The organism is Lysobacter sp. TAF61, assembly GCF_052113485.1.
Classification (GTDB): Bacteria; Pseudomonadota; Gammaproteobacteria; order Xanthomonadales; family Xanthomonadaceae; genus Lysobacter_J.
Map to the genome: position 1 here is coordinate 83997 of NZ_JBFRDH010000004.1, position 26315 is coordinate 110311.

Here is a 26315-nt window from a genome sequence, read left to right on the forward strand (position 1 = left end):
CCTCCGACTAGCAGCGCTGACGTCAAATTGTGACGGGCAGCATACCTGCTTCGGCGATTTCGTCTCGCTGCGGGTGCAGCAAAGACTTGCGCGGGGAAATGTGAACGGGCAGGGCGTGTCTTGGTGGCCATGCCGGCCTTTCAGCGCCGGCGCTGCAGCCCCACCGGCAATTGCGACACCCGCCGCATCTCGGCGTCGTCCAGCACCGCCGGTTCGCGCAGTGCGGCCAGGGCGAACTCGTGGGCATCGTTGCCCCAGAACAACTCGCCGTGCACGGCCAGGGTCGGCACACCGTAGACGCCGGCGGCGATCGCCGCGTCGGTGTTGGCGCGCAGCGCGGCCTTGGTCGGCGCCTCATCCAGCGCTTCGGCGGGGACGTTGAGCACGGCCATCAGCGGCACCAGGGCCTCGAGGTTGTCGGCGGCGCGGCCCTGCGCCCACAGCCAGTCGTAGATCGAATCGACCGCTTCGGGCCGGTTGCCCGCGGCGATGCTCAGGCGCAGCGTCGGCAGCGGGTTGAACGGATGCGTCGGCGGAAACCGCAGCGGCACGCCCTGCTGGCGCGCCAGCCACAGCACGTGGCGGTAAGTGAATTCACGCTTGCCCGGGATCTCGGCCGGACCCTTCTGGCCGCAGGCATCGAGCACCGCGGCGAACACGATCGGCACCAGCTGCACCGGCGTGCCCGCTATTTCGAACTCGCGCAGCAGCGGCTTGAGCTTCTGCCACTGCAGGTACGAGAACGGCGAGATGAAGTCGAAGTACCAGACCAGCGGAGCCTTATCCATGGCGGGAGTTCTCTCAGTGCCAGGCGCCGAGTATCAGCCCGTATAGGCTGAACTGCGCGATGTGGTAGCCGGCGTCGATCATCCACATCTTCGCGCTGCGCTGGGCGAAGGCGTAGTTGATGCCGAAGCTCATTGCGACGAAGAACAGGCCGACCACGAAGCCGGCGCCGAAGCCGGAGCCGGCGTTGGCGTCCGGGCCGAGGAAGATGGCGAACATCAGCGAAGCCAGCAGGCTGCAGCCGAAGGCGGTGGCGAAGGTCAGCTTGGGGTGCAGCGGGGCGCTGTCGGGGTCGATGCCGGCCTCGCGGCACCAGGCGCGCTTGAACAGCGGGCCGTACCAGATCCCGCCCAGGACGAACGCCGAGACGGCGGCGGCAACCACCGCGAGCAAGTTGAAATCGATGTGCGGCAGGGTCATGGACAGGGCTTCGCGATTACGGACAGGGCCAGCATAAACCGTCCTCCCGCCCGCGGCAGCCCGCTCGCCGGCGAGCGGGGTGCCGGATCCCCGGCAAAAAACCGCCGCGGCGGATGGGCGATCAGCGCCCGTCCGCCTGCGGGTACGCCCGCGGCATCCCGCCGTTCTGCGCCGGCGTGGCCGGACGCAGGTAGCGGTCGCGCAAATCGGTCTGGCGGCTGCGCATCTCGATCGCGCGGCCGTCCATCCAGACCTGCAGCGCCACCGTGCTCACTTCGAGCGGATCGCCGCTCCACAGCACCAGGTCGGCGCGCTTGCCCGGCGCGATGCTGCCCATGCGGTCGGCGACGCCGAACGCTTCGGCAGGCACCTGCGTCAACCCGGCCAGGCCGTCGTCCCAGGCCAGGCCGTTGGCCACTGCATTGCCGGCCAGCTGGCGGATCTTGCGCGCGTTGTGCGAACCGTCGTCGGACTGCGAGAAGCCAACCTTGACGCCGGCCGCGCGCAACCGCGCGGCGTTCTCCATCGTCGCGCCGATCTGGTCGAAGTCGTAGGGCAGGTTGCCGAGCGGGTTGACGAACACCGGCACCTTGGCCGCTGCCAGCTGCGGCGCCATGCGCCAGGCTTCGGCGCCACCGGCGATGGCGATGCGTACGTCGTGGCGGGCGGCCCAGCGCAGCAGCTGGCGGATGTCGGCGGCGCGATCCACCGCGACCACGACACGACCGCCGCCACCGATGTAGCGGGCCAGCGTCGCGCGACCGGCCGGGGTCAGCAGCGCGGCATTGGAGTCGGCCGGGATGCGCCCGCGCACTTCGTCGATCAGCTGGTCGAGGATCATCCACTGCGCCGCGCGCGAATTGCCGCTCAGGCCGATGGCGTCACCGCCGATGCGCACGAACAGTTCGCGCGGACCGACCGGGTCGGCGCTGCCGTCCAGGCGGATCACGCCGCCCTGGCCGGCGACGATCGAACCGCCACTGCCGGTGCCGGCGCCGAGCAGCGTCCAGCCGATGCCTTCGATCCGCGTCACCGGCACCAGCACCGAGTCGGGGTTGTAGGCCAGAGTCACGTCGAACTCGGGCCGCACCGTCATCTGCCTGGTTTCGGCGCCGAGGGTCAGGGTCTCGTCGTTGGTGGCCTTTTCGCCAGACACCTCTTCCAGCCCGATCTCGGTGATGCCGCCGAACAGCGTCGGCGTCAGCGGCCGTCCCTGCGCATCGATGACCTGCGCGCCCGCTGGCGCGGCCAGGCCATTTCCGACCGCGCGGATGGTGCCGCCGCTGACCAGTACGTCGGCGTTGTGCAGCGTGCCCTGCGCGGTGGCGGTGTGGACGGTTGCGTTGCGGATCAGCAGCTCCTGGGCGGAGGCGTTGAGCGATGCGACACCCAGGCCGATCGTCAGCAACGTTTTCCCCGTGATCCCCGCAAGGTAATGGCCCCTCACAGCGCACCTCCCTGCGCCGCGGCGCCCTGTCCAAGCATGAAATCCGACACCGGCTGGCGCTTGCGGTCGTTGCGGTCGAACACGCGCGCACCGTCGATGTAGACCTGCTCGGCATGCGCATACACGCTGAAAGGATTGCCGTTCCAGACGACCACGTCGGCCATCTTGCCCGGCTCCAGCGTGCCGGTCCGTTCGGAGATGCCCAGCGCCTTGGCCGGGTTCTGCGTCAGCCAGCGGATCGCCCGCTCGGGCGCGATGTCGATGCCGGCGAGCTTTGCATGCGCCATCGCTTTGGCCGCTTCCTGGTTGAGTCGCTGGATGCCTTCGTCGGAATCGGAATGGACGATGGCGCAGCTGTTGGCCGGGCGGTCGACGATGGCCAGGTTTTCCTGGATGCCGTCGAAGGCTTCCATCTTGAAGCCCCACCAGTCGGCCCACAGCGCACCGCAGACGCCTTCGGCCGCGAGGCGGTCGGCAAGCTTGTACGCTTCCACGCCGTGGTGGAACGCGGCGACCTTGAAGCCGAATTCCTTGGCCAGGTCGAGCATGATCGCCATCTCGTCGGCGCGGTAGCAGTGGATGTGCACGCGGATGTCGCCGTTGATGGCGCCGGCCAGCGTGTCCAGCTTGAGGTCGCGCTTGCCGCCGGTGTCCTTCTCGCTGTCGGCGTCTCCGCCGTTGCTCGATTGCCACCAGTGCTTCTTCTTCGCCGCCTCGTCGTTCTTCCTGCCGCCGCCGTTCTTGCGGAGGTATTCGCTGGCGTCGATGAAGGCGGCGCGGTAACCGGCGACATTGCCCATGCGCGTGGCCGGCCCGCTCTTCTGGCCGTAGACGCGCTTGGGATTCTCGCCGCAGGCCATCTTCAGGCCCCAGGGCGCGCCCGGGAACTTCATGGCCTGGTAGGTGGTGGCGGGCACGTTCTTCAGCGTCACGCCGCGGCCGCCCACCAGGTTGGCCGAGCCCGGCAGTACCTGCAGCGAAGTGATGCCGCCGGCCAGGGCGGTGTTGAACCCCGGATCCTGCGGCCAGATCGAATGTTCGGCCCAGACATTGGCGGTGACCGCGCCGGTCATTTCATTGCCATCGGCGTGGGCGCTGACGCCGGGGGTGGGATACACGCCCAGGTGCGAATGCACGTCGATGATGCCCGGGGTGACCCACTTGCCGGTGCCATCGACACGGGTCGCGTCGGCCGGCGCCTGCAGCGCGCTGCCGATCGCCACCACCTTGCCGTCCTGCAACAGGACGTCGGCATCGTCGAGGCGCTGTCCGGTACCGGTGAGGACAGTGGCGCGCTCGATCAGGACCGGACCCGCGGCGATCGCGTGGTAGGTGCTGGGGTAGGGGTCGTCGACGAAGCGGGATTTCGAGGTTTTCGGTGCGTCAGGCGCGTCAGGCGAGGCCGCCTGGGCGACGCCTACGGTAAGCACCGCGACGAGCGCGGCGACCAGTGGTCGGAACATGATTTTCCCCGGAGGTGGCACGGACAACGAATCCGCACCCTAGCCGCGGTGGCCGGCGTGTGCAAACCCGACGAAGGTCATGGCGGGGCGTGAGAGAATGCCGATCCAGGCAACCCCGCCCTGGTAGGCGTCAGCAGGCTGGCGACCGGGCGTTGGAGCTTGTCATTCGTGCCAGCACGCTGGCTCCGGCAAGAGACAACGCGAGGAAGACGCAAGTGAAAGACAAGGAACAGATCGTAGACAACTGGTTGCCGCGCTACACCGGCGTGCCTCTGGACCAGTTCGGCGAACACATCCTGCTGACCAACTTCGGTGGCTACCTGCACACGTTCGCGCGCCTGACTGGCGCCGAGGTGATCGGGATGGACCGGCCGATGCCAAGCGCCACCGCCGACGGCATCACCATGATCAACTTCGGCATGGGCAGTCCGAACGCGGCGACGATGATGGATCTGCTCAGCGCGATCATGCCCAAGGCGGTGTTGTTCCTGGGCAAGTGCGGTGGTCTGAAGAAGAAGAACCAGCTCGGCGACCTGGTGCTGCCGATCGCGGCGATCCGCGGTGAGGGCACCAGTGACGACTATCTGCCGGCGCAGGTGCCGGCGCTGCCGGCCTTCGCGCTGCAGCGTGCGGTTTCGACGATGATCCGCGACCTGGGCCACGATTACTGGACCGGCACGGTCTACACGACCAATCGCCGGGTCTGGGAACACGACGATGCGTTCAAGGAGCGTCTGCGCGCGATGCGCTGCATGGCCATCGACATGGAGACGGCCACGATCTTCGCCGCCGGTTTCGCCAACCGCATTCCCTGCGGCGCGCTGTTGCTGGTCTCGGACCAGCCGATGATCCCGGAAGGCGTAAAGACCGAGGCGTCCGATGCGCGCGTCAGTTCGGACTATGTCGACAACCACATCAACGTCGGCATCGAGGCGCTTCGCCTGATCCGCCGCAACGGCAAGTCTGTTCGCCATCTGCGCTTCGACGAGTAACGCCTGGGGGGATCAATCCCCGGCCCGTCGAACGACGCTCCAGTAATTCATTGCCCGGTCTTCGGTGGCCGTGTCCTCGCAGCCCGAGTCCCATCCTTGCAGCCACGCCACGCAGACAGGGCGAGAGCGCCAACACGCGAGGTCAATAAAACTGCCGCAGCTTCGTGAAGGAGGGGGTGGGGTGTAGTTCGTGAACGATTAACGCAGCGAAGCGGAGGTTCACGAAGTGCACCCCACCTCCTCCCCCACCGACCACGCACCAGTCCCGCAAAAAAAAAGGCCGGCAAAAAGCCGGCCCCTTCCGCAACAGCGAACCGCAGCGCCATCAATCGCAGTCCATTTCCCATTCGTAGGTCTGCGTTTCCTCGTTGAACACCGGCTGCGCCGTGCACGCGCTCGGCGCTGCTGTTGACTGCGATGGCGGCGCCAGCAGCGGTTCGGTTGCCGGCGCCGGCGCCGAGCCGTTGAGGTTCTGCGGGCAGATCCGGTTGAACGGCGGAATCGTACCGGCGGGGTAGCAGAACATCCGCGGCGGATTGCAGATCAGCGTGCACTGGATGCTCTGCGCGAACCCTGCGTGCGGAGAGAGCAGGCCTGCAAGCAACAGGGCTGCGACAACAGACTGCTTCATGGTGGATCCCTCTGGAGATGGGTGTCGGGGGTGAAAAATGGCGGGGGCAGGGTGACGGACGCCTGAGCGGCCGCTCCTCTCGTTCAGTCTTGTGGAGGCGCGGTGAAGGGCGCGTGGTGGGGAACCGGCACGTCAGTCTTGCCGCACGCCATCGCAGACCCTGCGACGCCTCCCGGGCACACTATCCACCGTGACGGGGAGAGGCAGGAGAGGGGAGGGATATGGAGAAGTTCATGTATCTGCTGGTCGGCGCGGCGCTGACCTGGGTGTTCTATTTCGTCCAGCGCCGGGTGGAGCGACGCGGCGCGGTCGAAGCCATCGAACGCAACCAGAAGCTGCTCGAACTCAAGCAGGGCCTCGACAGTACCAACACCAACCTCGACGACCTGCGCCAGTTCGAACAACGCCTGATCGGCAAAGCCGAAACGGCCGCGCGCATCGCCGACAACTATTTCACCAAGGCCGAGGAAGTGGCCCGTCAGAGTGACGACGTCGCCGTGACCCAGGCCGACATGAACGAACAGGCCGCCGCGGAATTCCGCCGCGCCGAAGCGCGGCTGGCCACGGTCGTAGCGCACCTGCGCCGCCAGCTCGACGGCGAATCGCTGGCGGTCTTCGACGAAGCCCACCGCAGCTGGCTGGCTTTCCGCGAACGCTATGCGCGGTTCGTCTCGCAGTCGTACTCGCGCGGTTCGATCCGGCCGCTGATCCATGCGGTGACGCTCGAGAGCGTCACCGACCTGTGGATCAACGAGCTGGAGACGCAGCTGGCAGACGAGTCGGTGTGAGCCCGCGACAATGCAACAGCGCCACACCGTCACACCGAAACACGCCACACCGTTCGCCCTGAGCGTAGCGCAGCGAAGTCGAAGGGTCCGATGCGCCCAGACCCTTCGACTCCGGCGCGTTGCGCCTACGCTCAGGGCGAACGGTGATCCCGGCGTTCGCCGGGATGACGATCAAGGTTGATACCCATCCCTCCGGATCGAGTCCCCCATGCACATCACGCCCCACGACATCCTCAATTTCTGGCAGGAGTCCGGCTACGAGCGCTGGTTCAACCGCGACGAGGCCTTCGACGCACGTTGCCGCGAGGACTGGTTGCCGGCGCACCATCGCGCAGCCCGCCGTGAACTCGAAGACTGGATGGACGCCGCCGATGGCGCGCTGGCGCTGGCCATCCTGCTCGACCAGATTCCGCGCAACGTGTTCCGCGGCAGCGGCCATGCCTATGCAACCGATCCGCTGGCGCGGCACTACGCCGCACGCGCAATCGAGCACGGCTTCGACCAGCAGGTCGATCCGGCGCTGCGTGTCTTCTTCTACATGCCGTTCGAGCACTCCGAGGCGCTCGCCGACCAGGAGCGGTCGGTCGCGTTGGCCGGTTCGATTGGCGGCGAGGCCGGCCAGAACTACCTCGACTACGCGCGCCGCCATCGCGATGTGATCGCGCGCTTCGGCCGGTTCCCGCATCGCAACCGCGAACTGGGGCGGACCATTACGCCGGAAGAACAGGCCTACCTCGACGCCGGCGGCGGCTTCGGCTGAGGCGACGCACAGGAGCCAGCATCCTGGCTCCTGGAAACGCGTCTGGCGATCAGTACTTGGCGACGCTCGCGTCGATGTCGGCCCAGGCGTCAATGCCGCCGACGATGTTGTAGACCTCGCGGAAGCCCAGGCCGCGGAAGTGTTCGGCCGCCTGCTGGCTGCGACCGCCGTGATGGCACAGGAAGGCCAGCGCGGTGTCCTTGGGCAGGCCTTCGAGCGCATCGAGGCCGTTGTCGAACGTGTCGAACGCGACCGCCACGCTGGCCAGCTGGCGTTCCGGCGCCGGACGCACATCGACCAGGCGCAGGCTGCCGGCGGCAACGCGCGCGGCGACATCGACCGGGCCGATCGACTGCACCGCCGGCGGCGCATGCGGGTTGTGCACCACCAGGCCGCGGCCACGCGCGTCGTCGACCCAGTCGATGGTGATGCCGTCGGCGCGACGCGCCTGCAGCCAGTCGGTCTGCACGCGCACGCCGTCAACTTCGACCGCGACCGCATTGGCGTCCACCGGCGCCAGCTGCAGGCGGGCGTTGTGGCGTGCATCGATGTCGAGCTGCACCGCGTAGCCGTCGCCGGCATTGGCGATGGCGCCGCGCAGCATCTCGACCGCGGCCGGCGTGATGGTCAGTTGCGGCGGGCTGCGGTCCGGCACTGGCAGGCCTAGCACGCCGTGCAGCTCGCCGCTGCCGGCCAGCTGCTCGACGATGTCGCTGCCGCCGACCAGTTCGCCGTCGATGTACAGCTGCGGGATCGTCGGCCAGTTGCCGTACTGCTTGATGCCCTCGCGGATCTCCGCGTCCGACAGCACGTCGACGTGGGCATAGCCCTGTGGCAGCAGGGCATTGAGCACGCCGACCGCCTTGGCCGAGAAACCGCACTGCGGCGCCTCCGGCGCGCCCTTCATGAACAGGACGACGCGGTTGGACTGCAGGAGGGTTTCGATGCGCGCGCGCAGGGCGGGGTCGAGGGACATGGCAGGGTCTGGCTGGATGGGGATGTGGTGCATGTGGGGGCGAAGTGGCGCGTAGGCAAGCGCCTGCTCTCCCTCGGCGCTTACCATGCAGGCATGCCGCCATCCTTCCATCGCCCGCCCCGCCATCCCCACGCCTGGGCCTGGCTGTTCGCCGCTTCGCAGCTGGCGGTGCTGCTGTTGTGGTGGCGCTGGGGCTGGCAGGTCGGCCTGGCGGCGTTGCTGGTGACCCACTTGACCCTGGTCTGGGCGACGTTGCGGCCGCAGTCGCGCCTGCTCAGCCCGGTGCTGACGCGGTTGCCGACGGCCGAGCCGGTGGTCTGGCTGACCATCGACGACGGCCCCTCCGACGACACCCGGGCGATGCTCGACCTGCTCGATGCCCGCAATGCCCGGGCGACCTTCTTCCTGGTGGGCGATCGTGCGCAGGCGCGCCCGGAGCTGGTCGGCGAGATCGCGCGCCGCGGCCACGGCATCGGCCAGCACAGCCATACCCATCCGCAGGCGCGCTTCTGGGCGCTGCCGCCCATGGCGATGCGGGCGCAGATCGACGACGCCCAGGCCGCGCTGACCAGCCTGGCGGGCGAACCGCCGCGCTGGTTCCGTGCCGTGGTCGGCATGGCCAATCCATTTGTCGCCGCCGCGCTCAGGCGCCATGGGCTGGCGCGGGTGGCGTGGTCAGCGCGTGGCTACGACGCCGTGCTTAAGGAGCCGGCCGGCGTGGTCGCGCGGATCGAACGCGACCTCACACCCGGCGCAATCGTGCTGCTGCACGAAGGTGCGCGCCATGGCCGCAATGTCGAGACATTGGCGGCGGTGCTCGACCGGCTCGATCAGCGCGGATACCGCACCGTGCTGCCCGAGCAGCTGGAGCCGGCGCGGTAGCCCGATCAACTCGCGAGGATCAGCGCGCCACGATCAGCGCGCCACGATCAGCCAGTTGTTGAACGGCGTGCGGCCGCGCAGCGAGGTGAAGGTGGCCTGCAAGCCGGCGTCACGCAGGCGCGCACGCACGGCATCGGCATCGGGGTAGATCAGCGGCGCGGCATTCATCCAGCCGACGACCTTGGCGAAGATGTCGACGAAGCGGGTGACGTGGGCGCGGTTGCTGCCGTCGGCCAGGCCAGTGCGGATCACCAGCCGGGCGCCCGGCGTGAGCATCGCGATCGCATCGTCGATCGCGCGCATCTGCGCCGTCTGCGGGATGAACTGCAGGACATCGAGGATGGTGACGCTGCCGCGGTGCGCGGGCGCACCCAGCGCGAGGTCGGCGGTCTCGAACTGGACATCGCCCAGGTCGCAGCGCGCGGCCGCCTTGCGGGCGCGCAGGATCTTGCCGACGTCGTTGTCGTAGCCGCGATAGGGCATCGGCTGGCCATCGGCGCGCAGTGCATGCGCCAGCAGGCCCAGGCCGCAGCCCAGGTCGAGCAGCGGCGCCTGGCTGCCGCGCAAGGCCTCGCACACGCCCGGATACAGCGGGTCGGTGCGGAACTTGCTCCACGCGTAGTAGTAGTCGCGTCGGCCGTACCAGTGTTCGCGCGGCAGGAAAGCCGAGGCCAGCGCGCGCGCCTGCTTGCCCGGCAAGGGTGCGGTTGCCGCCGCCGCGACGCCGGAATCGCCCGCGCTCATCGCGACAGCAGCTCGCGTGCCACCGGCAACGCCAGCGTGGTCCATTGCGTGTACATCGCCGCCGACGGATGCAGGCCGTCGTCGGCGAGCATGATCGTTTCGCCACCGCGTTCGCGCGACACCGGCGTGATGTCGACGAAAGCCACGCCGTGCGCTTCGCACACCACCTGGGCGGCGGCGTTGTAGGCGTCCAGTTCGGCCGAGATGGTGGCCGGCGTGGCCCTTGTGGTCTTCACGAACGGGGTCGCACCCCAGTCCGGGATCGACAGCACCAGCACGCGATCGGCGCGGCCGCGGGCGAAGGCAATGGAACGCCGGAGCAACGTCTCGAACTCGCTGCGGTACTCGACCGCGCTGCGGCCGCGGTACTGGTTGTTGACGCCGATCAGCAGGCTGACGAAATCCCATTCGCCCAGGGGCTCGGCGCCGTCGATGCCCCAGGTCAGCTCGTCGGTGGTCCAGCCGGTGGTGGCGATGATGCGCGGGTCGGCCAGGGCGATGCCGCCCTCGCGCAATGCGTGCGCGAGCTGGCGCGGCCAGCGTCCGTCCTCGGCCACGCCCTCGCCGATGGTGTAGCTGTCACCCAGCGCGAGATAGGACACAGCGGTGGCGGGGACGCTGGTCACTGGCTTCAGGCCACGGCCGCCTGGGCCTGGCCGGCCTGGCTGTCGGCGTAGCGATCGAGCAGGGACTCGACGCGGCGGAACACTTCGCGCAGCTCTTCCGGCTGCGGCAGCAGGGTCACGCGGAAATGGTTGCGGTACGGCACGTTGAAGCTCGAACCCGGCACCACCAGCACGTCCTCGGTCTCGAGCAGCTCGAGCGCGAAACGGTGGTCGTCGAAGCCCTGTGCCGCCGCGCCGGTCACGGCCGGGAACGCGTACAGCGCGCCCGCCGGTTCGACCAGCTGCAGGTGGCGGCTGGCGGCGACGCTTTCGATCACCGCACGGCGCGCCTCGAACAGGCGCCCACCCGGCGCGCACAGCGGCGCGATGGTGTCTTCGCCATGCAGCGCCGCCTCGATCGCGAACTGGCCCGGCACGTTCGCGCACAGGCGCAGCGCACCGAGCAGGTCCATGGCGTGGTGAAGGTTGCCGCTGGCCACCGGATCGCCGGACAGGACCGCCCAGCCCACGCGCCAGCCGCAGGCGCGGTGGACCTTGCTCAGGCCGCCGAACGACAGGCACGGCAGGTCGCCGGCGATCGGTGCGATCGGGGTGAACTGGTTGCCGTCGTAGAGGATGGAGTCGTAGATCTCGTCGCACATCAGCAGCAGCTTGTGGCGCGCGGCAATGGCGACGATCTTCTCGATCAGCTCGCGCGGATACGCGGCGCCGGTCGGGTTGTTGGGGTTGATCAGCACGATCGCGCGCGTGCGGCTGGAGACCAGCGAGGCGATCTCGTCCGGGTCCGGCAGGAAGCCGTTCTCCGGCAGGCAGCGGTAATAGACCGGGCGGCCGTCATTGAGGATGGTCGCCGCCGACCACAGCGGGTAGTCGGGCGAAGGCAGCAGCACTTCGTCGCCCGGGTTCAGCAGCGCCCGCAGCGACAGGTCGATCAGCTCGCTGACGCCATTGCCGACGAACACCCGCTCCGGGCTCGCGTTCGGCGTGCCGCGCAGCTTGTGGAAGCTGGCGATGGCTTCGCGCGCGGCCGGCAGGCCCTGCTGGTGGGTGTAGGGGTCGGTGTCGCTGATGTGGTCGGCGATCGCGCGCTGCAGATGCTCGGGCGCGCGGAAGCCGAACGCGCCCGGGTTGCCGATGTTCAACTTGATCAGCTTGCGTCCCTGGCCCTCCAGCTCACGCGCTCGCCGGGCCAGTTCACCGCGGATCTCGTAGCGGACTTCGGACAGGCGTTCGCGGGTCTTCACGGGGGACTGGGACATTGCTGCGGATAAATTGAGGGTCGGAGAGCCAGACTAGCCGAAACTGGCGCGAACGGCAGCGTAAAGGGCGCGCAAAGGGGGCATTCGCGCGCAATTGCGCACGTGTGAGCGGTAGCCCGACAGAGGTTTGCCGAAGGCCGGGACGGGCCGGGTTCGACACGGCCCACCGCGCCGGACGCTGGTTGGCAGTTAGAATCCGGGCATGCCCTCAGCCATCGACCTGTCTTGATCCCCGGATTCGACGCCCTGCAGGCCATCGGTTGGCCGCTCAAGGCCAGTACGCCGTTTCCGGTCGGGGTCTCGCCGCTGGACCCGCCGCCCGACCAGGTCTGGCTCGACCTCATGGCCGAGCACCCCAATGCACGACCGGCCCGGGTGAGCGAGCAGCACCGCAGCGGCTACATCGTCTCCGATGGCCCGGACCACGCCTTCCCGGTCGAATCCCTGCCCGAATGGCAGCGCCCGCCCGGCTACCGCAAGGGCACGGTCACCATCGACCAGCGCCCCGGCGTCGGCGACTGGCTGCTGGTCGAAGGCCGCAAGGCGGTCGCGCTGCTGCCGCGTCGCAGCGCCATCAAGCGCGGCGCCGCCGGCGAGCATTACCAGCAGCAGCTGATCGCGGCCAATGTCGACACCGTGTTCGTCGTCTGCGGCCTGGATGCCGACTTCAACCCGCGCCGCATCGAGCGCTATCTGCTGCTCGTGCGCGGCGGCGGTGTCGAACCCGTGGTCGTGCTGACCAAGGCCGACCAGGCCGAGGCTGCCGACGCCGAGGTGTTGCCCGGGGCCATGGCGGCGCTGGTCGAGCTGGCCGCGCAGGGCGTGGCGGTTCGCGCGGTCAATGCCCGCGACGCCGAAAGCGTGGCCGCGCTGAATCCGTGGTTGCAGCCTGGCAGAACCGCGGTGCTGGTGGGCAGCTCCGGCGCCGGCAAGTCGACCCTGACCAACACCCTGCTCGGCATCGAACGGATGAAGACCGGCGAAGTGCGCGAGAGCGATTCGCGCGGCCGCCACACCACCACCCATCGCGCGCTGATCCCGCTGCCGGCCGGCGCCTGCCTGATCGATACCCCCGGCATGCGCGAACTCAAACCGACCGGCGAGGAGGACGTCGCCGAGAACTTCAGCGATGTCGAGGCGCTGGCCGAGCAATGCCGCTTCCGCGACTGCAAGCACGCGCGCGAACCCGGTTGCGCGGTGCGCGCCGCGATCGAGGCCGGCAAGCTCGACCCGCAACGCTTCGCCAACTACCTCAAGCTCAGCGACGAAGTCGCCGGCGCCGCCAACCGGTTGGCCACCCGGCGTGCGCAGAAGGCCGACGAGAAAGTGGCGGTCAAGTCGCTCAACAAGCGGCTCGACGACAAGTATGGGAAGCACTGAAAACTACAGGCACCACTCCACGGCCCTCCCGTTCGCCGCGCGAAAGGGAGGGGGAAGCGTCATTGCATGACTGACCTCGCGCCCGACATTGCCCATCACGCCGCGCTCGATGCGCGCATGGTCGCGGCGGCGAAGGATGTCAGGCTGCTGGCCCTGGTCAGCTGGCCGGCCGGCCACGAGGCGGCATTCCTGGCCGATTACGCGCGCGGCGTGGTGAAGCTGCCGCAGATCCAGTATCCGAGCCTCGACTTCAGCGCGACCCGCGCCGAGATGGAAGCGATCGCCAGCGCCGCCGATCCGGACCATCCGCTCGGCCAGTACCTGATGGAATCGGCGCGCAGCTGGTCGCAGGCGGCGGAACTGTGCGAGTCGTTGGGCACGCCGGCGGTCTGCGAGCATTCGATCCGGTTGTTCGGCCGCCCCGACGAAGCCCTGCCCGGCGACGGCCCGACCACGCGTGAAGCCGCGCAGCATTTCATCTCGATCGCCGACGAGCTCGACCGCGAACTGATGTCGCCGGCCGAGCACGTCACCATCTCCGCCACCGCGCTGCAATTGCAGCTGCAGCGCGAACTCGACGACTACTTCGACGGCCGCATCATCACCGTCGAACTCGACCCGGACCTGATCGCCAAGGCCGCCGCCGGCGCCACCCGCATCCGCCTGCGCCACGGCGCCGCCTTCAGCGACTACGACCGCCACCAGCTGCTGCAGCACGAAGCGTTCGTGCATTCGCTGACCGCGCTCAACGGCCGCGAGCAACCGGTGCTGCCAAGCCTGGCGCTGTCGTCGCCACGCGTCACCGCGACCCAGGAAGGCCTGGCGACGTTTGCCGAGCAGATCACCGGCAGCATCGACATCGGCCGGATGAAGCGCATCAGCCTGCGCATCGAAGCGGTGGCGATGGCGCTGGCCGGCGCCGACTTCATCGAAGTGTTCCGCTACTTCCTCGGTGCCGGGCAGTCGCCGGAGGACAGCTTCGCCTCGGCCCAGCGCGTGTTCCGCGGCGTGCCGACCAGCGGCGGCCACGCCTTCACCAAGGACACCGTGTACCTGCGCGGACTGGTCGGGGTGCACACCTTCTTCCGCTGGGCGTTGCGCGACGGCAAGCTGCAGCTGTGCCGCTGGCTGTTCGCCGGAAAGATGACGCTGGCCGACGTGCAACGGTTCGAACCGCTGTTTGCCAGTGGCGTGATCAAGCCGGCGCGGTGGTTGCCGCAGTGGGTGGCGCGCGCCAACGGCCTGGCCGGGATGCTGGCGTTCTCGCTGTTCGCCAATCGCATCCGGCTCGACAAGATCGTCGTGGATGGGCGCGCGCCGGATCTCTGACGGCCTCAGCGCTTCCGCCAGGCCCGCCAAAGCGGCAACGCCAGCATCGCCGCGACCAGGCCCCACGTCGCCATTGTGATCGGGCTCGACCACAGGATCGCCAGTTCGCCGTCGGAGATCGACAGCGCCCGCCGCAGGTTCTGCTCCATCAGCCCGCCCAGGATGAACCCCAGCAGCAGCGGCGACAGCGGGAAGTCGAGCTTGCGCAGGACGTAACCCAGCACGCCGATGGCGACCATCAGCACCAGGTCGAACGTGGTCGCGTGCACTGCATACACGCCGATCGCGGTGATGATCGCGATGGCCGGCACCAGCGCCCAGTTCGGCACCGCCAGGATCCGGGTGAACACGCGCACCATCGGCACGTTGAGGATGAGCAGCATCACGTTGGCGACGAACAGCGAGGCGATCAGGCCCCACACCACCTGCGGCTGTTCCTGGAACAGCAGCGGGCCCGGCGTGATGTTGTAGAGGCTCAGCGCGCCGATCATCACCGCGGTGGTGCCCGAGCCGGGCACGCCGAGCGTCAGCATCGGCACCATTGCGCCACAGGCGGCGCCGCCGATTGCCGTTTCCGGCGCGGCCAGTCCACGCAGGTCGCCCTGGCCGAACGTGCCGCTGTCGCCGGCCAGGCGCTTCTCGGACATGTACGCCACCGCGCTGGCCAGGGTCGCGCCGGCGCCGGGCAAGACGCCCATGAAGAAACCGAGCACGCCACAGCGCAGGTTGACCCCGAACACCGCCGCCGCCTCGCGCGCGCTGAACAGCATGCGCCCGGTGGCTTCGACCATGCGGTGGCCGCCGTGCGTCTTCTCCAGCATCAGCAGGATCTCGCTGACCGAGAACAGCCCCAGCACCAGCACCACGAACTGGATGCCGTCGGCGACGTGCAGGCTGTCGAACGTGAATCGGTAGACGCCGCTGTTGGCGTCGATGCCGACGCTGGACAGGAACAGGCCCAGCAGCGCCGCCAGCAAGGTCTTCAGCGGTCGCTCGTTGGCCAGGCCGCTGAGGGCGACGATCGCCAGCACCATCAGCACGAAATACTCGGCCGGCCCGAACGCGATCGCCCACCGTGCCAGCAATGGCGCGAACAACACCATGCCGCAGGTGGCGATGAAGGCGCCGATGAACGAGCTCCACGCCGACAGCGACAACGCCACGCCGGCCATGCCCTTGCGCGCCATCGGATAGCCATCGAGCGTGGTCATCACCGTAGAGGCTTCGCCGGGGATGTTGAGCAGGATCGAGGAAATGCGCCCACCGTACTCGCAGCCCAGATAGACCGCGGCGAGCAGGATCAGTGCTGACTCCGGCGGCATGCCCAGCGCGTAGGCAACGGGGATCAGCAGGGCGACACCGTTGATCGGGCCGATACCGGGCAGCAGCCCGACCACGGTGCCGATCAGCGTGCCGAGCAGGGCGGTGACCAGGTTGTACGGGCTCAGCGCGACGCCGAACCCCTGGCCGAGGTAGGTGAGTGTTTCCATGGGGGGCTCGTCAGAAAGGAAAGCGCTCGAGCACGCCGAGGGGCAGCGGCACTTCAAGCAGGCGGTCGAACAGCAGGTAAAGGCCAATGCTGAGCAACGAACAGGTGAACACGCTGGCGCGCGGACGGCCGCCGTAGAGCAGGGCGATGGCGCTACCGGCGAATGCGCTGGAGACAACGAACCCCAAGGGTTCGAACACGGCGGCGTAGCCCAGCAGCAGGGCGATGCACGCACCGGCCTTGCACAACAACGCGCCGTCCATCGGCGCCTCGTCGGCGCCGTGCGCCAGCCGTGGCGGCCTGGCGATCAGCCAGGCCAGGCCCACCACCATCAGGCCCAGGCACAGCAACGGATAGGCGCGTGGTCCGACCGGCTCATACGAGAACTCGGCGTGGTAGCCCCAGCCGATCAGGGCGAGGGCGATGCAGGCCAGCAGCCAGGCAGCGGCGAACAACCGCTGCAACAGCGCGGCGTGACGAATGATCATGGCGAAGTAATCCCGGTGCGGCGTCAGCGCTTGGCCAGGCCGAACTCGTGCGCGAGCTGGCGGTAGCGCGCGACTTCCTTCTTCACGTAGGCGTCCAGCTGCGGCCCGGTCAGCGCCAGCGGGAACAGCTCACGCTGCTCGCGCAGTCGTGCGAAGTCCTTCGAGGCCAGCAGCTTGTCGAACGCCGCCTTCCAGTACGCGTATTCCTGGTCGCTGACCTTCGGGCCGACGTAGAAGCCGCGCGCCACCTGCCAGACGACGTCATAGCCCTGTTCCTTCGCCGTCGGGATCGAGGCCATCCCGGGACGCGTCAGGCGCTTGTCCGACAGCACCGCCAGGATGCGCATCTTGCCGGCCTTCACCTGCGGCATGGAGTCGGAGATGTCGGTGCTGCCGACCTGGATGTGGCCGCCCAGCAGCGCGGTGGTGATCTCGCCGCCACCTTCCAGCGCCACGTAGCGCAGCTGTTTCGGGCTGATGCCGGCGGCCTTGGCCAGCATCGCCGTCTGCATCCAGTCCTGGCTGCCGACGGTGCCGCCGGAACCGATCACTACCTTGCCGGGTTCCTTCTTCAGTGCCGCCATCAGGTCGCCCAGGGTCTTGTACGGCGAGTCGCTGCGCACGGCGATGGCGCCGTAGCTGGTGCCGACTGCCGCCAGCCAGCGCACGGCGTTCTCGTCGTAGCGGCCGAACTTGCCCTGGGCGATGTTGAGCAGCGAACCGCTGGAGAACGCGGTGATCACATTGCCGTCGGCCGGCCGCTGCGCGACGACGGTGTTGTAGGCAACCGCGCCGACGCCGCCGGGCATGTAGGTCACGCGCATCGGCCGCGACAACGCCTTGGCTTCGACCAGCCCGCTCTGCGCCAGCTTGCAGGTCAGGTCGAAGCCGCCGCCGGGCGAGGCCGGTGCGATGCATTCCGGACGCGACGGCTCGGCCGCGGCACGGCCGGCGAACAGCAGCGACAGCGCGGCGACGGCCGGGAGAAACGAACGCAACAGGGACATGCAGGAACCTCGTTGTTTGACTGCGATGACGGCCAGCGGCGCGTATCGGCAGGGGAGGGAAGTGGAAGCGTCAGAAGTCGTACTGGAAGCGGCCGGTGACGGCGCGTGTGCGGTCCAGCGTTCGTGCGCGCAGATGGTCGTAGTTGCGGCTGCTGGTCCAGTCGAGCAGGAAGCGCAGGTTCGAGCGCAGGTGCCAGTTCACCGCGGCCGTGGTCGCATCGATCGACAGGTCGCTGAAGTCGCGCACGCCATGCAGGTTCTGGCGGCCGCGGATCGTGTCGTAGCGCAGCGCCAGCTGCCAGGCGCCGCTGCCGTGCCGCGGCTTGACCCGGCCGAAGCGGCCGCCGCCGTTGTCGTAGGGCAGCGACTCGCCGGTGATGAACCAGCCCACCGCGCCGTACGCCGAATCGACGCGGGCACCCTGCACGCCATCGTCGAAGCGGGCATCGCCGATCTCCGACTGGAAGTGCACCGGGCCGCGCACCGCAGCGAACTCGAGCGAGGTCTTGTCGACGTCGGTATCGAGGCCGCGGTTGAAGTTGACCAGCGTCAGCCGGCTCTCGTCGGAGAGGTGCCCGGCCGGCCGCGGCCGGACACGCAATGCCGATGCGCCGTCGCGGCCGGGGTGGTCGTAATACTCGCGAGCGGCCGACAGACCGAGATGAACCACGCGCCCTTCGTCGTGCATGGGCGCCCAGGTGCCGCGGCTGCCGATTGCGTGGCCCTTGGTCTGCCATGCGTCGATGCTTTCGAGGCTGTAGACGTTGCCGGCGATGGTGTGGTTGTCACTCGCGGTGAGCCAGCCGGCGCCGAGCCGGAACGAAGGCGCCAGCGCCTGCGCGAACAGCGAGCGCTCCAGGAACACGCCGTAGTTGGAGCTGATGCGGTCGTCGAGGGTGAAGTACTGCTTGAACTGGCCCACGGTCAGCTTGCCGGCGCTGAACTTCCGGCTGAGGTACACGTCCCACGCTTCGACGGCCTCGAAACTGAAGTCGTCCTGCAGGTCGGCGAAATTGCCCTCGACCTTGTAGTCCAGGCCGAACAGCTTGCCGGCCACGTCCAGCGTCAGCCGTCGCACCTCGGTGCCGTCGGCGTTGGGCGTGCCGCGCTGGTCATTGTCGAATGCGGCGAAATCCCAGTGAAGTCGACCGCCGAGCTCGCCGGTGATGTTGCCCTCATCTGCATTGGCAACGGGTGCGGCCAAAGCCAGCAACAGCAGCGTGGAGAGACTGCCCCGGAACGGGCGACGGCGATCCTTGCGCATGGGGCGTGTTTCTCCTGGTCGGCTGCAATTCCGCACTCCGGAATCGTTGGCGTCGCTCAGGCTAGGCATGCGAACCTGTCGTTGACCTGTCATCGCGATCGCCGCACCGGTGACGCACGGACATGCAGGGGCGCGTGCAGGGAAGCCACACCGATGCGAATTCTCCTGGTCGATGACAACGCCGACCTCGCCAACATGATCGTCGGCAGATTGCGTCGCGAAGGCCATGCACTGGACTGGCAGAGCGACGGCCTATCGGCCGCGCGCGTGCTGCGCTACCAGCGCTTCGACCTGGTCGTGCTCGATGTCGGGCTGCCGCGCCTGAGCGGCCTGGAGTTGCTGGGCCGATTGCGCGAACGCGGCGACGGCACGCCTGTGCTGGTGCTCACCGCCAGCGCGGCCATCGAGGCGCGCGTCAACGCCCTGGACCTGGGCGCCGACGATTTCCTCTGCAAGCCGTTCGACCTGCGCGAGTTCGACGCACGTTGTCGCGCGCTGTTGCGGCGCAGCCGTGGCCGAGCATCGGAAGTGCTGCGCATCGGCGGGCTGGACATCGACAATGCCGCGCGGCGGGTCACGATCGACGGCCAGGACATCAAGCTGCCCAACCGCGAGTACCGGCTGCTGGAGATCCTGCTTGGCCGGGTTGGCCGCGTGGTCAGCAAGGGCGAGATCGGCAACGGGCTGTTCGGCTTCGACGACGAGGCCGGGCCGAATGCGATCGAGCTCTATGTTGGACGCCTGCGTCGCAAGCTGGCGGCGGCGCCGCTGCGCATCGTCACCGTGCGCGGCGTGGGCTACCGCGCCGAGCCTGGCGGCTGAGTGTTGCGGCCGGGGTCCGCGACCCGGCTCAGCGGACTGGCGCCAGCGCGCCGTCCCTGCCGATCACGAAATCGGCCGGCGCACCGCGCGCCACCAGCACCACGCGGTCGCCGATCGGCACGCCGTCATAGCTCGGAATCTCGTGACTGAGGCGCAGGTATATCCAGTGCTGGCCCGGGTCCGTTGCACGGATGCGCACGGGGGCATTGCCGGACGCCGCCACCGCGCGTGCCAGCGACGGCGAGAACACTGACTGCAATTCGCCGATCTGGTGCATGCGGCGCATCACGTTGACCCCGTGCCAGGCGCTCAGCAGCGCCGCCAGCACCAGCACGACGTGGCCACCGCGGCCGACCCTTGACCAGGCCGCGGCGCCAAGGCCGGCGACCGCCGCCGCGTATCCGTAGCCGTACTGGTTGGCCGACTCGGCCAGGATCAGCACCGGCCCCAGCGCCGCCGCGCCGAGCAGCACGAAGGCCAGCAGCCAGCGTGCGCCGGCGCGCCAGAACGTCCAGGCCAGCGCCAGCCAGACGATGGCGGCCAGCCAAAGCCGGGCGTCGCCGGCAGCCTTCGGCAGCAGCCCCGTGATACCCAACCGGGTCGCGATCGGCGGGAACAGCTGATACTCGAGCCATCGCACGGGGATGAAGTCCAGGCTCCAGCCGTAGTTGGCCGCTTCGCGCGGCGCGAACAGGATCACGCCCAGGCGCAGCGCCAGGTACACCGCGACCGGCACCAGTCCGCCGATGGCGGCATACAGCCAGCTGCGCGGACGTCCCAGCAGCAGCCAGGCGACCGTGGCCAGCGCCGGGATGACGATGACCGACTCCTTCGATAGCAGACCAATCGCGGTGAGCAGGGCCGCTCCGGCCGCGGTGACCAGCGGTGCGCGCAGTCGCTGCGCCAGCAGGCCGGTGGCGAGCGCGCAGCCGACCCAGATCAGGTCGGCGATCGTGCCGACCCAACCGTGGGCCTGGACCGCGAACGGTGTCAGCGCGAACACCAGCGCGCCGGCAAACGCCGCCATCGGCGCAACCCCGAACCGGCGCAGCAGCACGGCCAGCATCACGCAGTTGAGGCCGCCCCAGGCCACCAGCAGGCCATGGAACAGATAGGGCTGGTCGAACAGGTGCTGCGACAGCAACAGCCACAGGCTGAAGGTCAGTGGCCGGTACTGGAAGGTGTCGAGGCCGGACCACAGGTGGCCGCGGTCGAGCAGGCGGGCGTCGTGGCCTGCGAATGCAGCCCACTGCAGCTCGTCATGGCTGAAGTAGCCCGGGTTGAGGATCAACGGCGCCTGCACCAGCAGCACCGCTGCCAGGACCGCAAGCCACAGCCGCCATTGCGGCCCATTGCCGGTGCTGATGGTGGTCATGGCGCCCCCCCGTAGGCCCGCATTGTGCGTAACGGCCGGCAACCGCGCCATACCGTGCCGTCCTCGGCCCCCGCCGTAAGCGGATAGAATCGACAGCCCGCCCGTGGTTCCCATCTGATGTCCGACAACTGCCCCGCCAACGACCTCAAGCAAGCCGCGCTCGACTACCACCGCCTGAGCCCGCCCGGCAAGATCAAGGTCAGTGCGACCAAGCCGATGGTGACCCAGCGCGACCTGGCCCTGGCGTACTCGCCGGGCGTGGCGTTCGCCTGCGAGGCAATCGTCGAAGACCCCAACACCGCCAGCGAGCTCACGGCCCGTGGCAACCTGGTCGCCGTCATCAGCAACGGCACCGCCGTGCTCGGCCTGGGCGACATCGGCCCGCTGGCGGGCAAGCCGGTGATGGAAGGCAAGGGCGTGCTGTTCCAGAAGTTCGCCGGTATCGACGTGTTCGACATCGAGATCGACGAACGCGATCCGGACAAGCTGGTCGACATCATCGCCAGCCTGGAGCCGACCTTCGGCGGCATCAACCTCGAAGACATCAAGGCCCCGGAGTGCTTCATCGTCGAGCGCAAGCTGCGCGAGCGGATGAAGATCCCGGTCTTCCACGACGACCAGCACGGCACCGCGATCATCGTCGGCGCCGCGGTGATCAATGCACTGGAAGTGGTCGGCAAGGACATCGGCAGCATCAGGATCGCCACCACCGGCGCCGGCGCCGCCGGCATCGCCTGCCTCGACATGCTGGTCGCACTGGGCGTCAAGAAGGAAAACATCACCGCCTTCGACCGCGAGGGCGTGATCTACACCGGCCGCGACCACCTCGACCCGGACAAGGCCCGCTACGCGCGCGACACCGCGCAGCGCACCCTGGCCGAAATCGTCGAAGGCGCTGACATCTTCCTGGGCCTGTCCGCCGGCGGCATCCTCAAGCCGGAGATGGTCGCCACGATGGCGCCCAAGCCGATCATCCTGGCGCTGGCCAATCCCTACCCGGAGATCCTGCCGGAGGACGCCAAGAAGGTCCGCCCGGACTGCATCATCGCTACCGGCCGTTCGGACTACCCGAACCAGGTCAACAACGCGCTGTGCTTCCCCTACATCTTCCGTGGCGCGCTCGATGTCGGCGCGACCGGCATCAATGAGGCGATGAAGCTCGCCTGCGTGCGCGCGATCGCCAAGCTGGCGCGGATGGAATCGTCGGACCTGGGCAGCGCCTACGGCGGCGAAGTGCCGACCTTCGGCGCCGAGTACCTGATCCCGCGCCCGTTCGACCCGCGCCTGCTGGTGGTGCTGGCCCCGGCCGTTGCCAGGGCGGCGATGGAATCGGGCATCGCCAATCGTCCGATCGAGGACATGCGCGCCTACGAGGAAAAGCTCGGCACCTTCATCTACCGCACCGGCCTGGTGATGAAGCCGGTCTACGACCGCGCCCGCAGCGACCGCAAGCGCGTGGTCTATGCCGAAGGCGAGGAAGAGACCGTGCTGCGCGCCGTGCAGACGGTGATCGACGACGGCCTGGCGTACCCGATCCTGATCGGCCGCCCGGACGTGATCGACACGCGCATCCAGCGCCTGGGCCTGCGCATGCGCGCCGGTGTCGATTTCGAACTGACCAACATCAACGACGACCCGCGCTTCAACGACTACTGGCAGACCTACCACGCCCTGACCGAGCGCCGCGGCGTGACCCCGGCGGCGGCGAAGAACCTGCTGCGCTCACGCCCGACCCTGATCGCGGCGCTGATGGTCGAACGCGGCGAAGCCGACGCGATGATCTGCGGCCTGGTCGGACGTTTCCACAAGAAGCTGGGCTACATGCGCAGCATCTTCGACTTCGATCCGGGCGTGACCGGCACGGCGGCGATGACCGGCGTGATCAACGACCTGGGCGTGTGGTTCTTCCTCGACACGCACGTGCAGTGCGACCCGACCGCCGAGCAGATCGCCGAAGCGACCTTGCAGGCGAGCTTCCGCCTGAAGCTGTTCGGCATCGAGCCGAAGGTGGCGCTGCTGTCGCACTCCAACTTCGGCAGCCACGACAACGCCTCGGCGGCGAAGATGCGCAAGGTCTACCAGCTGATCAAGGACCGCGTGCCGAAGCTGGAGATGGACGGCGAGATGCAGGCCGACACCGCATGGGACGAGGAGCTGCGCCACCGCATCTTCCCGAACACGCGCCTGAAGGGCCGCGCCAACCTGTTCGTGATGCCCAACCTCGACGCCGCCAACATCACCTACAACATGGTGCGGGTGATGACCGAGGGCGTGGCGATCGGCCCGATCCTGATGGGCCTGGACAAGCCGGCGCACATCCTGACGCCGGCGTCGACGCCGCGGCGGGTGGTCAACATGACGGCGATTGCGGCGGTGGATGCGCAGATTCGCGCGTCGCTGGGGCAGGGCGGTTAAGAGCCGCCCTTCCTCCCCAGGAAACCGTCATTCCCGCGAAGGCGGGAATCCAGGGACGCCAGCCTTGAGGTGCGAAGCAACGTCCATGGATCCCCGCCTTCGCGGGGATGACGTTGACCCATGACGGATGCCTAGACTGACTCGTCCTCATCCTCATCCCCCCGCAACACCTTCCTCTGCATCGCATCCAGATACGCATCGGCTTCCGCCGCCGACGAGAAGATCTCGTTGAGCGGCACCGCCTTCACCACGTCGAACACCTTCTGGATCTGCGGCTGCGGGTTGAGCACCAGCACCTTGCCGGCATGCCCGGCCAGCGCCTTGCGCGCGCGGAAGATCGAACGGATGCCGGCCGAGCTGATGTACACCAGCTCGCTCAGGTCGAGCAGCAGCGACTGCGTTGCCGCGAGCAGCGGTTCTAGCTGGCGGTCGAGTTCGGCGTAGCTGTCGGTGTCGAGACGACCGCCCAGGGCGACGCGCTGTGAGCCATTGCTGGGAGGATCGATGTGGATCTGCAGTTCCATGAGCGGCCTCGTCGGGGGACTAGCGGGTACGTAGCACCACATGCAACACGTTGTACGGTTCCTCGCGGACGTAGCGCACGCTGTGCGCCAGCTCGCGCACCAGGTGAACGCCGAGTCCGCCGATCGGTCGATCGATGATGTCGGCCTCCAGGTCCGGCGGTTCCTGGTCGAGCGGATCGAACGGCCGGCCGTTGTCGCGGAACTCGACGTGCAGGCCGTCGTCGTCGCGGGCGATGTCCACCGCGATGCGTCGTTGCACCGTCTCGTCCTCGCCATGCTCGATCGCGTTGCAGACCACCTCCTCGGCGATCAGGCGCATGTCGTCGCGCAGTTCCTTGTGGATGCCGTGCTCCAGCAGGGCCTGCTCGATCGAATCGAGCAGCAGGCCCAGCTGGGTGCGTTCGCACGGGATCTGCAGGCGCAGTCGCATCAGGCATTCCCCCCTGTCGGTGAATGGTGCGTACCGAAGCTTAGCGCCAGCACGGTGATGTCGTCGGACTGCTCGGCCCCGGCAGCGAAGCCATGCGCCGCCGCGACGAGGGCCTCGCACAGACCACCCGCATCGGCGCCGGTGGGCAGCGCCGCCAGCAGGCGTTCGCTGCCGAACGCATGCTGCCCGCCGTCGAGCGCCTCGCTGATGCCGTCGGTGTAGGCCACCAGCGCATCGCCCGGTTGCAGCGTGCCGCGCCAGAGCGGGTAGTGGTCGGCGATGTCGACCCCCAGCGGCGGGCCGGTCTGGACCTGGAGGTACTCGCGGCGCCCGTCGGCGTGCAGCAGCACCGGCGCCTCGTGGCCGGCACTGGCCAGCACCATCTCGCCGTTGCCCACATCGACGGCGCCGCACAGCACGGTGGCGAACATGCAGGTGTCGTTGCCCTCGACCAGGCGCGCGGCGGCCACGCGCAGGGCCTTGTCCGGCGTGCCACCCAGGCCGGTGGCGACTTCCAGCACCGTCATCGCCCGCGCCATGAACAACGCCGCCGGCACGCCCTTGTCGGAAACATCGCCGATCACGAACCACAGCACGCGTTCGTCGCGCACGAAGAATGTGTAGAAGTCGCCGCCGACCGCCTTGGCGGGCTGCAGCAGTGCATGTGCCTGCAGGCGGTGGCCGTGGGCGTGCAACGTCGGCGCGGCCGGCAACATCGCCAGCTGGATGTCGCGCGCGATCGACAGCTCGCTCTCGAGCTTCTGCCGGCTGCGCGCCAGGCGTTCGATCTCCGCCAGCTGCGACTTGATCGAGCTGCGTGCGCGATCGAAGGCGCGCGCAAGCAGGCCGACTTCGTCGCGACGGGTGGTATGTGGCAGCGGCCAGTCGAACTCGCCGGCGGCGAAGTGGCCGGCAGACGAGGCCAGCGCCAACAGCGGCTGCGTGACCGGTCGTGCGATCAGCCACAGCACCGCCACCAGCACCAGCACGGCGAGCAGTCCGCCGGCGATCACCGCACGCGTGGTTCGATGCAGTTGCTCCTGTGCGTACTGCTCCGATACCGACACCGCAACCGTCCAGGCACTGCCGGGCACCGGTTCCACCAGGCCGATGCGGCGGATGCGGGTAACCGGGTCGAGGTAGGTGACGTCGGCGCTGCGGCGTTCGCGCACGGCATCCAGGAGCGGCTGCAGCACGTGGCCGTCCAGCTGGCGCGCGCGATCATCCAGGCGCACTTTCAATTCCAGCTCCGGCGACGGATGCACCACGTACAGATGCTCGGGGCTCAGCACGATCCGCAGCACCGGCGAGTCGATCGACTGCTGGCCGATCAACGTGCGCAGGCGGTTCACCGGCACGTCGAGGCTGACCATGCCGACCGGCGTCGACGCCAGGTCATCCGGATCGCGGCGGATCGGCCGGTTGTAGGTGACGAACATCTGCCCGCCGGTGGCGGCATTGCGGTAAGGCTCCGACCACCAGCCCTTGCCTTCGCCGACGGTGCGCTTCCACCACGGCTGGTCGTGGTAGTCGTAGCCGCGCGAACGCATCGGCTGGGTATAGAAGCCCTTGCCGTCGCGACGCACGTACCAGCTGTAGGCGGCATCGCCGCGGTCGAGCGCGGCCGGTTCCAGGATCAGCATCGCCCCTTCGATGTCGTCGTCGCCGGCGACAGTGGCGCGAAGCAGGGCATCGAGCGTGTGCGGGTCGCGGCCGACACCGCGCACGCCTTCGCTCAGCGTGGCCGCACCAACTTCGACCGACTCGAGCGTTGCGTGCAGGCCGAGCGCGGTCTGTTCGGCGAGGGTGCGGATCTCGCGTTCGCTCTGCGCGGTGAGCAACTGCGCCGACCGCGCCTGCACGATGAGCGTGGCCGCCAGCAGCACCGCCACGCAGCCCAGGCAGATCCACAGCACCAGGCGCGTACGCAGGCTCCGGTACCAGGGCACCGCGCGGCCGGACGCAGGCAACTCGGCGATGAGCTGGGTCATGTCTGCACCGGTAGGCCCCTTCGGCGC

General features: G+C 68.6%; 25 protein-coding genes. 8 read left to right on the top strand and 17 right to left on the bottom strand.

Going from position 1 to position 26315, the window contains the following annotated elements:
- Positions 1-140: 140 nt before the first annotated feature.
- The 4 genes from AB4Y64_RS10505 to AB4Y64_RS10520 form a co-directional block, all read right to left on the bottom strand.
- Complete coding sequence (locus tag AB4Y64_RS10505; RefSeq protein ID WP_441816406.1) at positions 141-788, bottom strand: 2-hydroxychromene-2-carboxylate isomerase; 648 nt, start codon at positions 786-788, stop codon at positions 141-143.
- Between the two features lie 13 nt (positions 789-801).
- Positions 802-1206 carry a DUF1761 domain-containing protein gene (locus AB4Y64_RS10510; RefSeq protein ID WP_441816407.1) on the bottom strand — a complete coding sequence of 135 codons (405 nt, stop codon included), beginning with the start codon at positions 1204-1206 and terminating at the stop codon, positions 802-804.
- 121 nt (positions 1207-1327) lie between these two features.
- Positions 1328-2614, bottom strand: a complete 1287-nt coding sequence (locus AB4Y64_RS10515; protein WP_441816408.1) for an amidohydrolase family protein — start codon at positions 2612-2614, stop codon at positions 1328-1330.
- Positions 2615-2649: 35 nt separating this feature from the next.
- Complete coding sequence (locus tag AB4Y64_RS10520) at positions 2650-4116, bottom strand: amidohydrolase (protein ID WP_441816409.1); 1467 nt, start codon at positions 4114-4116, stop codon at positions 2650-2652.
- Positions 4117-4331: 215 nt separating this feature from the next.
- Here AB4Y64_RS10520 and AB4Y64_RS10525 point away from each other — a divergent pair, with 215 nt between their 5' ends.
- Positions 4332-5108 carry an AMP nucleosidase gene (locus tag AB4Y64_RS10525; protein ID WP_441816410.1) on the top strand — a complete coding sequence of 259 codons (777 nt, stop codon included), beginning with the start codon at positions 4332-4334 and terminating at the stop codon, positions 5106-5108.
- Positions 5109-5433: 325 nt separating this feature from the next.
- Here the strand turns inward: AB4Y64_RS10525 and AB4Y64_RS10530 are convergent, their stop codons facing one another.
- A complete protein-coding gene (locus tag AB4Y64_RS10530) occupies positions 5434-5739 on the bottom strand; it encodes a hypothetical protein (protein ID WP_441816411.1) in 306 nt (101 codons plus the stop codon).
- A gap of 221 nt (positions 5740-5960) precedes the next feature.
- Between AB4Y64_RS10530 and AB4Y64_RS10535 the strand changes: the two genes are divergently transcribed.
- Together AB4Y64_RS10535 and AB4Y64_RS10540 are read left to right on the top strand one after the other, a co-directional pair.
- A complete protein-coding gene (locus tag AB4Y64_RS10535; RefSeq protein WP_441816412.1) occupies positions 5961-6527 on the top strand; it encodes a lysozyme inhibitor LprI family protein in 567 nt (188 codons plus the stop codon).
- A 208-nt stretch (positions 6528-6735) separates the two neighbouring features.
- Positions 6736-7287: a DUF924 family protein gene (locus AB4Y64_RS10540; protein ID WP_441816413.1), complete on the top strand. Its 552-nt coding sequence runs from the start codon at positions 6736-6738 to the stop codon at positions 7285-7287.
- 49 nt (positions 7288-7336) lie between these two features.
- Here the strand turns inward: AB4Y64_RS10540 and grxD are convergent, their stop codons facing one another.
- Positions 7337-8263, bottom strand: coding sequence for a Grx4 family monothiol glutaredoxin (grxD, locus tag AB4Y64_RS10545; RefSeq protein ID WP_441816414.1), 927 nt, complete (start codon positions 8261-8263; stop codon positions 7337-7339).
- A 93-nt stretch (positions 8264-8356) separates the two neighbouring features.
- On the opposite strand from grxD, the gene AB4Y64_RS10550 reads away from it, so the two are divergent.
- Positions 8357-9145: a polysaccharide deacetylase family protein gene (locus AB4Y64_RS10550; RefSeq protein WP_441816415.1), complete on the top strand. Its 789-nt coding sequence runs from the start codon at positions 8357-8359 to the stop codon at positions 9143-9145.
- Positions 9146-9178: 33 nt separating this feature from the next.
- On the opposite strand, the gene AB4Y64_RS10555 is transcribed toward AB4Y64_RS10550, so the two are convergent.
- The 3 genes from AB4Y64_RS10555 to AB4Y64_RS10565 are packed head-to-tail and all read right to left on the bottom strand — an operon-like array spanning position 9179 to position 11774.
- Complete coding sequence (locus tag AB4Y64_RS10555) at positions 9179-9844, bottom strand: methyltransferase domain-containing protein (protein ID WP_441816672.1); 666 nt, start codon at positions 9842-9844, stop codon at positions 9179-9181.
- Positions 9845-9885: 41 nt separating this feature from the next.
- The gene (locus AB4Y64_RS10560) at positions 9886-10515 is read right to left on the bottom strand and encodes an SGNH/GDSL hydrolase family protein (protein ID WP_441816416.1); all 630 of its coding nucleotides are present in this window, start codon (positions 10513-10515) and stop codon (positions 9886-9888) included.
- A 5-nt stretch (positions 10516-10520) separates the two neighbouring features.
- Positions 10521-11774, bottom strand: a complete 1254-nt coding sequence (locus tag AB4Y64_RS10565; protein WP_441816417.1) for an aminotransferase class I/II-fold pyridoxal phosphate-dependent enzyme — start codon at positions 11772-11774, stop codon at positions 10521-10523.
- Between the two features lie 225 nt (positions 11775-11999).
- On the opposite strand from AB4Y64_RS10565, the gene rsgA reads away from it, so the two are divergent.
- Together rsgA and AB4Y64_RS10575 are read left to right on the top strand one after the other, a co-directional pair.
- On the top strand, positions 12000-13154 hold the full coding sequence (rsgA, locus tag AB4Y64_RS10570) for a ribosome small subunit-dependent GTPase A (protein ID WP_441816418.1): 1155 nt from the start codon (positions 12000-12002) through the stop codon (positions 13152-13154).
- A gap of 66 nt (positions 13155-13220) precedes the next feature.
- Positions 13221-14483: a flavohemoglobin expression-modulating QEGLA motif protein gene (locus tag AB4Y64_RS10575; protein WP_441816419.1), complete on the top strand. Its 1263-nt coding sequence runs from the start codon at positions 13221-13223 to the stop codon at positions 14481-14483.
- Positions 14484-14488: 5 nt separating this feature from the next.
- Here AB4Y64_RS10575 and AB4Y64_RS10580 read toward each other — a convergent pair whose 3' ends face one another.
- The 4 genes from AB4Y64_RS10580 to AB4Y64_RS10595 all read right to left on the bottom strand — a co-directional run bounded on the left by AB4Y64_RS10580 (position 14489) and on the right by AB4Y64_RS10595 (position 18731).
- The gene (locus tag AB4Y64_RS10580) at positions 14489-15973 is read right to left on the bottom strand and encodes a tripartite tricarboxylate transporter permease (protein ID WP_441816420.1); all 1485 of its coding nucleotides are present in this window, start codon (positions 15971-15973) and stop codon (positions 14489-14491) included.
- Positions 15974-15983: 10 nt separating this feature from the next.
- Positions 15984-16460: a tripartite tricarboxylate transporter TctB family protein gene (locus AB4Y64_RS10585; protein ID WP_441816421.1), complete on the bottom strand. Its 477-nt coding sequence runs from the start codon at positions 16458-16460 to the stop codon at positions 15984-15986.
- 23 nt (positions 16461-16483) lie between these two features.
- A complete protein-coding gene (locus AB4Y64_RS10590) occupies positions 16484-17467 on the bottom strand; it encodes a Bug family tripartite tricarboxylate transporter substrate binding protein (RefSeq protein WP_441816422.1) in 984 nt (327 codons plus the stop codon).
- Between the two features lie 70 nt (positions 17468-17537).
- Complete coding sequence (locus tag AB4Y64_RS10595) at positions 17538-18731, bottom strand: OprO/OprP family phosphate-selective porin (RefSeq protein ID WP_441816423.1); 1194 nt, start codon at positions 18729-18731, stop codon at positions 17538-17540.
- Positions 18732-18884: 153 nt separating this feature from the next.
- Here AB4Y64_RS10595 and AB4Y64_RS10600 point away from each other — a divergent pair, with 153 nt between their 5' ends.
- The gene (locus AB4Y64_RS10600) at positions 18885-19553 is read left to right on the top strand and encodes a response regulator (protein ID WP_441816424.1); all 669 of its coding nucleotides are present in this window, start codon (positions 18885-18887) and stop codon (positions 19551-19553) included.
- Positions 19554-19581: 28 nt separating this feature from the next.
- On the opposite strand, the gene AB4Y64_RS10605 is transcribed toward AB4Y64_RS10600, so the two are convergent.
- Positions 19582-20928 carry a hypothetical protein gene (locus tag AB4Y64_RS10605; protein WP_441816425.1) on the bottom strand — a complete coding sequence of 449 codons (1347 nt, stop codon included), beginning with the start codon at positions 20926-20928 and terminating at the stop codon, positions 19582-19584.
- 117 nt (positions 20929-21045) lie between these two features.
- Between AB4Y64_RS10605 and AB4Y64_RS10610 the strand changes: the two genes are divergently transcribed.
- A complete protein-coding gene (locus AB4Y64_RS10610) occupies positions 21046-23343 on the top strand; it encodes an NADP-dependent malic enzyme (RefSeq protein ID WP_441816426.1) in 2298 nt (765 codons plus the stop codon).
- Positions 23344-23474: 131 nt separating this feature from the next.
- Here AB4Y64_RS10610 and AB4Y64_RS10615 read toward each other — a convergent pair whose 3' ends face one another.
- From AB4Y64_RS10615 to AB4Y64_RS10625, 3 genes are read right to left on the bottom strand one after another with little or no spacing between them, the layout of a single operon-like run.
- Positions 23475-23867, bottom strand: coding sequence for an STAS domain-containing protein (locus AB4Y64_RS10615; protein ID WP_441816427.1), 393 nt, complete (start codon positions 23865-23867; stop codon positions 23475-23477).
- A gap of 19 nt (positions 23868-23886) precedes the next feature.
- Positions 23887-24297 carry an ATP-binding protein gene (locus AB4Y64_RS10620; RefSeq protein WP_441816428.1) on the bottom strand — a complete coding sequence of 137 codons (411 nt, stop codon included), beginning with the start codon at positions 24295-24297 and terminating at the stop codon, positions 23887-23889.
- Entirely contained in the window at positions 24297-26288 is a 1992-nt protein-coding gene (locus AB4Y64_RS10625) for a SpoIIE family protein phosphatase (protein ID WP_441816429.1), read from the bottom strand. Before AB4Y64_RS10625 ends, AB4Y64_RS10620 begins: the two co-directional genes overlap by 1 nt.
- Between the last annotated feature and the right edge of the window lie 27 nt (positions 26289-26315).

What these genes read in the sequence shown, in the direction of transcription:
- AB4Y64_RS10575 (WP_441816419.1), top strand. Translation starts at nt 13,221, where the DNA reads ATGACTGACCTCGCGCCCGACATTGCCCATCACGCCGCGCTCGATGCG.
- AB4Y64_RS10550 (WP_441816415.1), top strand. Translation starts at nt 8,357, where the DNA reads ATGCCGCCATCCTTCCATCGCCCGCCCCGCCATCCCCACGCCTGGGCC.
- AB4Y64_RS10510 (WP_441816407.1), bottom strand. Translation starts at nt 1,206, where the DNA reads ATGACCCTGCCGCACATCGATTTCAACTTGCTCGCGGTGGTTGCCGCC.
- AB4Y64_RS10540 (WP_441816413.1), top strand. Translation starts at nt 6,736, where the DNA reads ATGCACATCACGCCCCACGACATCCTCAATTTCTGGCAGGAGTCCGGC.
- AB4Y64_RS10615 (WP_441816427.1), bottom strand. Translation starts at nt 23,867, where the DNA reads ATGGAACTGCAGATCCACATCGATCCTCCCAGCAATGGCTCACAGCGC.
- AB4Y64_RS10530 (WP_441816411.1), bottom strand. Translation starts at nt 5,739, where the DNA reads ATGAAGCAGTCTGTTGTCGCAGCCCTGTTGCTTGCAGGCCTGCTCTCT.
- AB4Y64_RS10620 (WP_441816428.1), bottom strand. Translation starts at nt 24,297, where the DNA reads ATGCGACTGCGCCTGCAGATCCCGTGCGAACGCACCCAGCTGGGCCTG.
- AB4Y64_RS10505 (WP_441816406.1), bottom strand. Translation starts at nt 788, where the DNA reads ATGGATAAGGCTCCGCTGGTCTGGTACTTCGACTTCATCTCGCCGTTC.
- AB4Y64_RS10610 (WP_441816426.1), top strand. Translation starts at nt 21,046, where the DNA reads ATGTCCGACAACTGCCCCGCCAACGACCTCAAGCAAGCCGCGCTCGAC.
- AB4Y64_RS10585 (WP_441816421.1), bottom strand. Translation starts at nt 16,460, where the DNA reads ATGATCATTCGTCACGCCGCGCTGTTGCAGCGGTTGTTCGCCGCTGCC.
- AB4Y64_RS10600 (WP_441816424.1), top strand. Translation starts at nt 18,885, where the DNA reads ATGCGAATTCTCCTGGTCGATGACAACGCCGACCTCGCCAACATGATC.
- AB4Y64_RS10565 (WP_441816417.1), bottom strand. Translation starts at nt 11,774, where the DNA reads ATGTCCCAGTCCCCCGTGAAGACCCGCGAACGCCTGTCCGAAGTCCGC.
- AB4Y64_RS10605 (WP_441816425.1), bottom strand. Translation starts at nt 20,928, where the DNA reads ATGACCACCATCAGCACCGGCAATGGGCCGCAATGGCGGCTGTGGCTT.
- AB4Y64_RS10535 (WP_441816412.1), top strand. Translation starts at nt 5,961, where the DNA reads ATGGAGAAGTTCATGTATCTGCTGGTCGGCGCGGCGCTGACCTGGGTG.
- AB4Y64_RS10590 (WP_441816422.1), bottom strand. Translation starts at nt 17,467, where the DNA reads ATGTCCCTGTTGCGTTCGTTTCTCCCGGCCGTCGCCGCGCTGTCGCTG.
- AB4Y64_RS10595 (WP_441816423.1), bottom strand. Translation starts at nt 18,731, where the DNA reads ATGCGCAAGGATCGCCGTCGCCCGTTCCGGGGCAGTCTCTCCACGCTG.
- AB4Y64_RS10520 (WP_441816409.1), bottom strand. Translation starts at nt 4,116, where the DNA reads ATGTTCCGACCACTGGTCGCCGCGCTCGTCGCGGTGCTTACCGTAGGC.
- AB4Y64_RS10580 (WP_441816420.1), bottom strand. Translation starts at nt 15,973, where the DNA reads ATGGAAACACTCACCTACCTCGGCCAGGGGTTCGGCGTCGCGCTGAGC.
- grxD (WP_441816414.1), bottom strand. Translation starts at nt 8,263, where the DNA reads ATGTCCCTCGACCCCGCCCTGCGCGCGCGCATCGAAACCCTCCTGCAG.
- AB4Y64_RS10625 (WP_441816429.1), bottom strand. Translation starts at nt 26,288, where the DNA reads ATGACCCAGCTCATCGCCGAGTTGCCTGCGTCCGGCCGCGCGGTGCCC.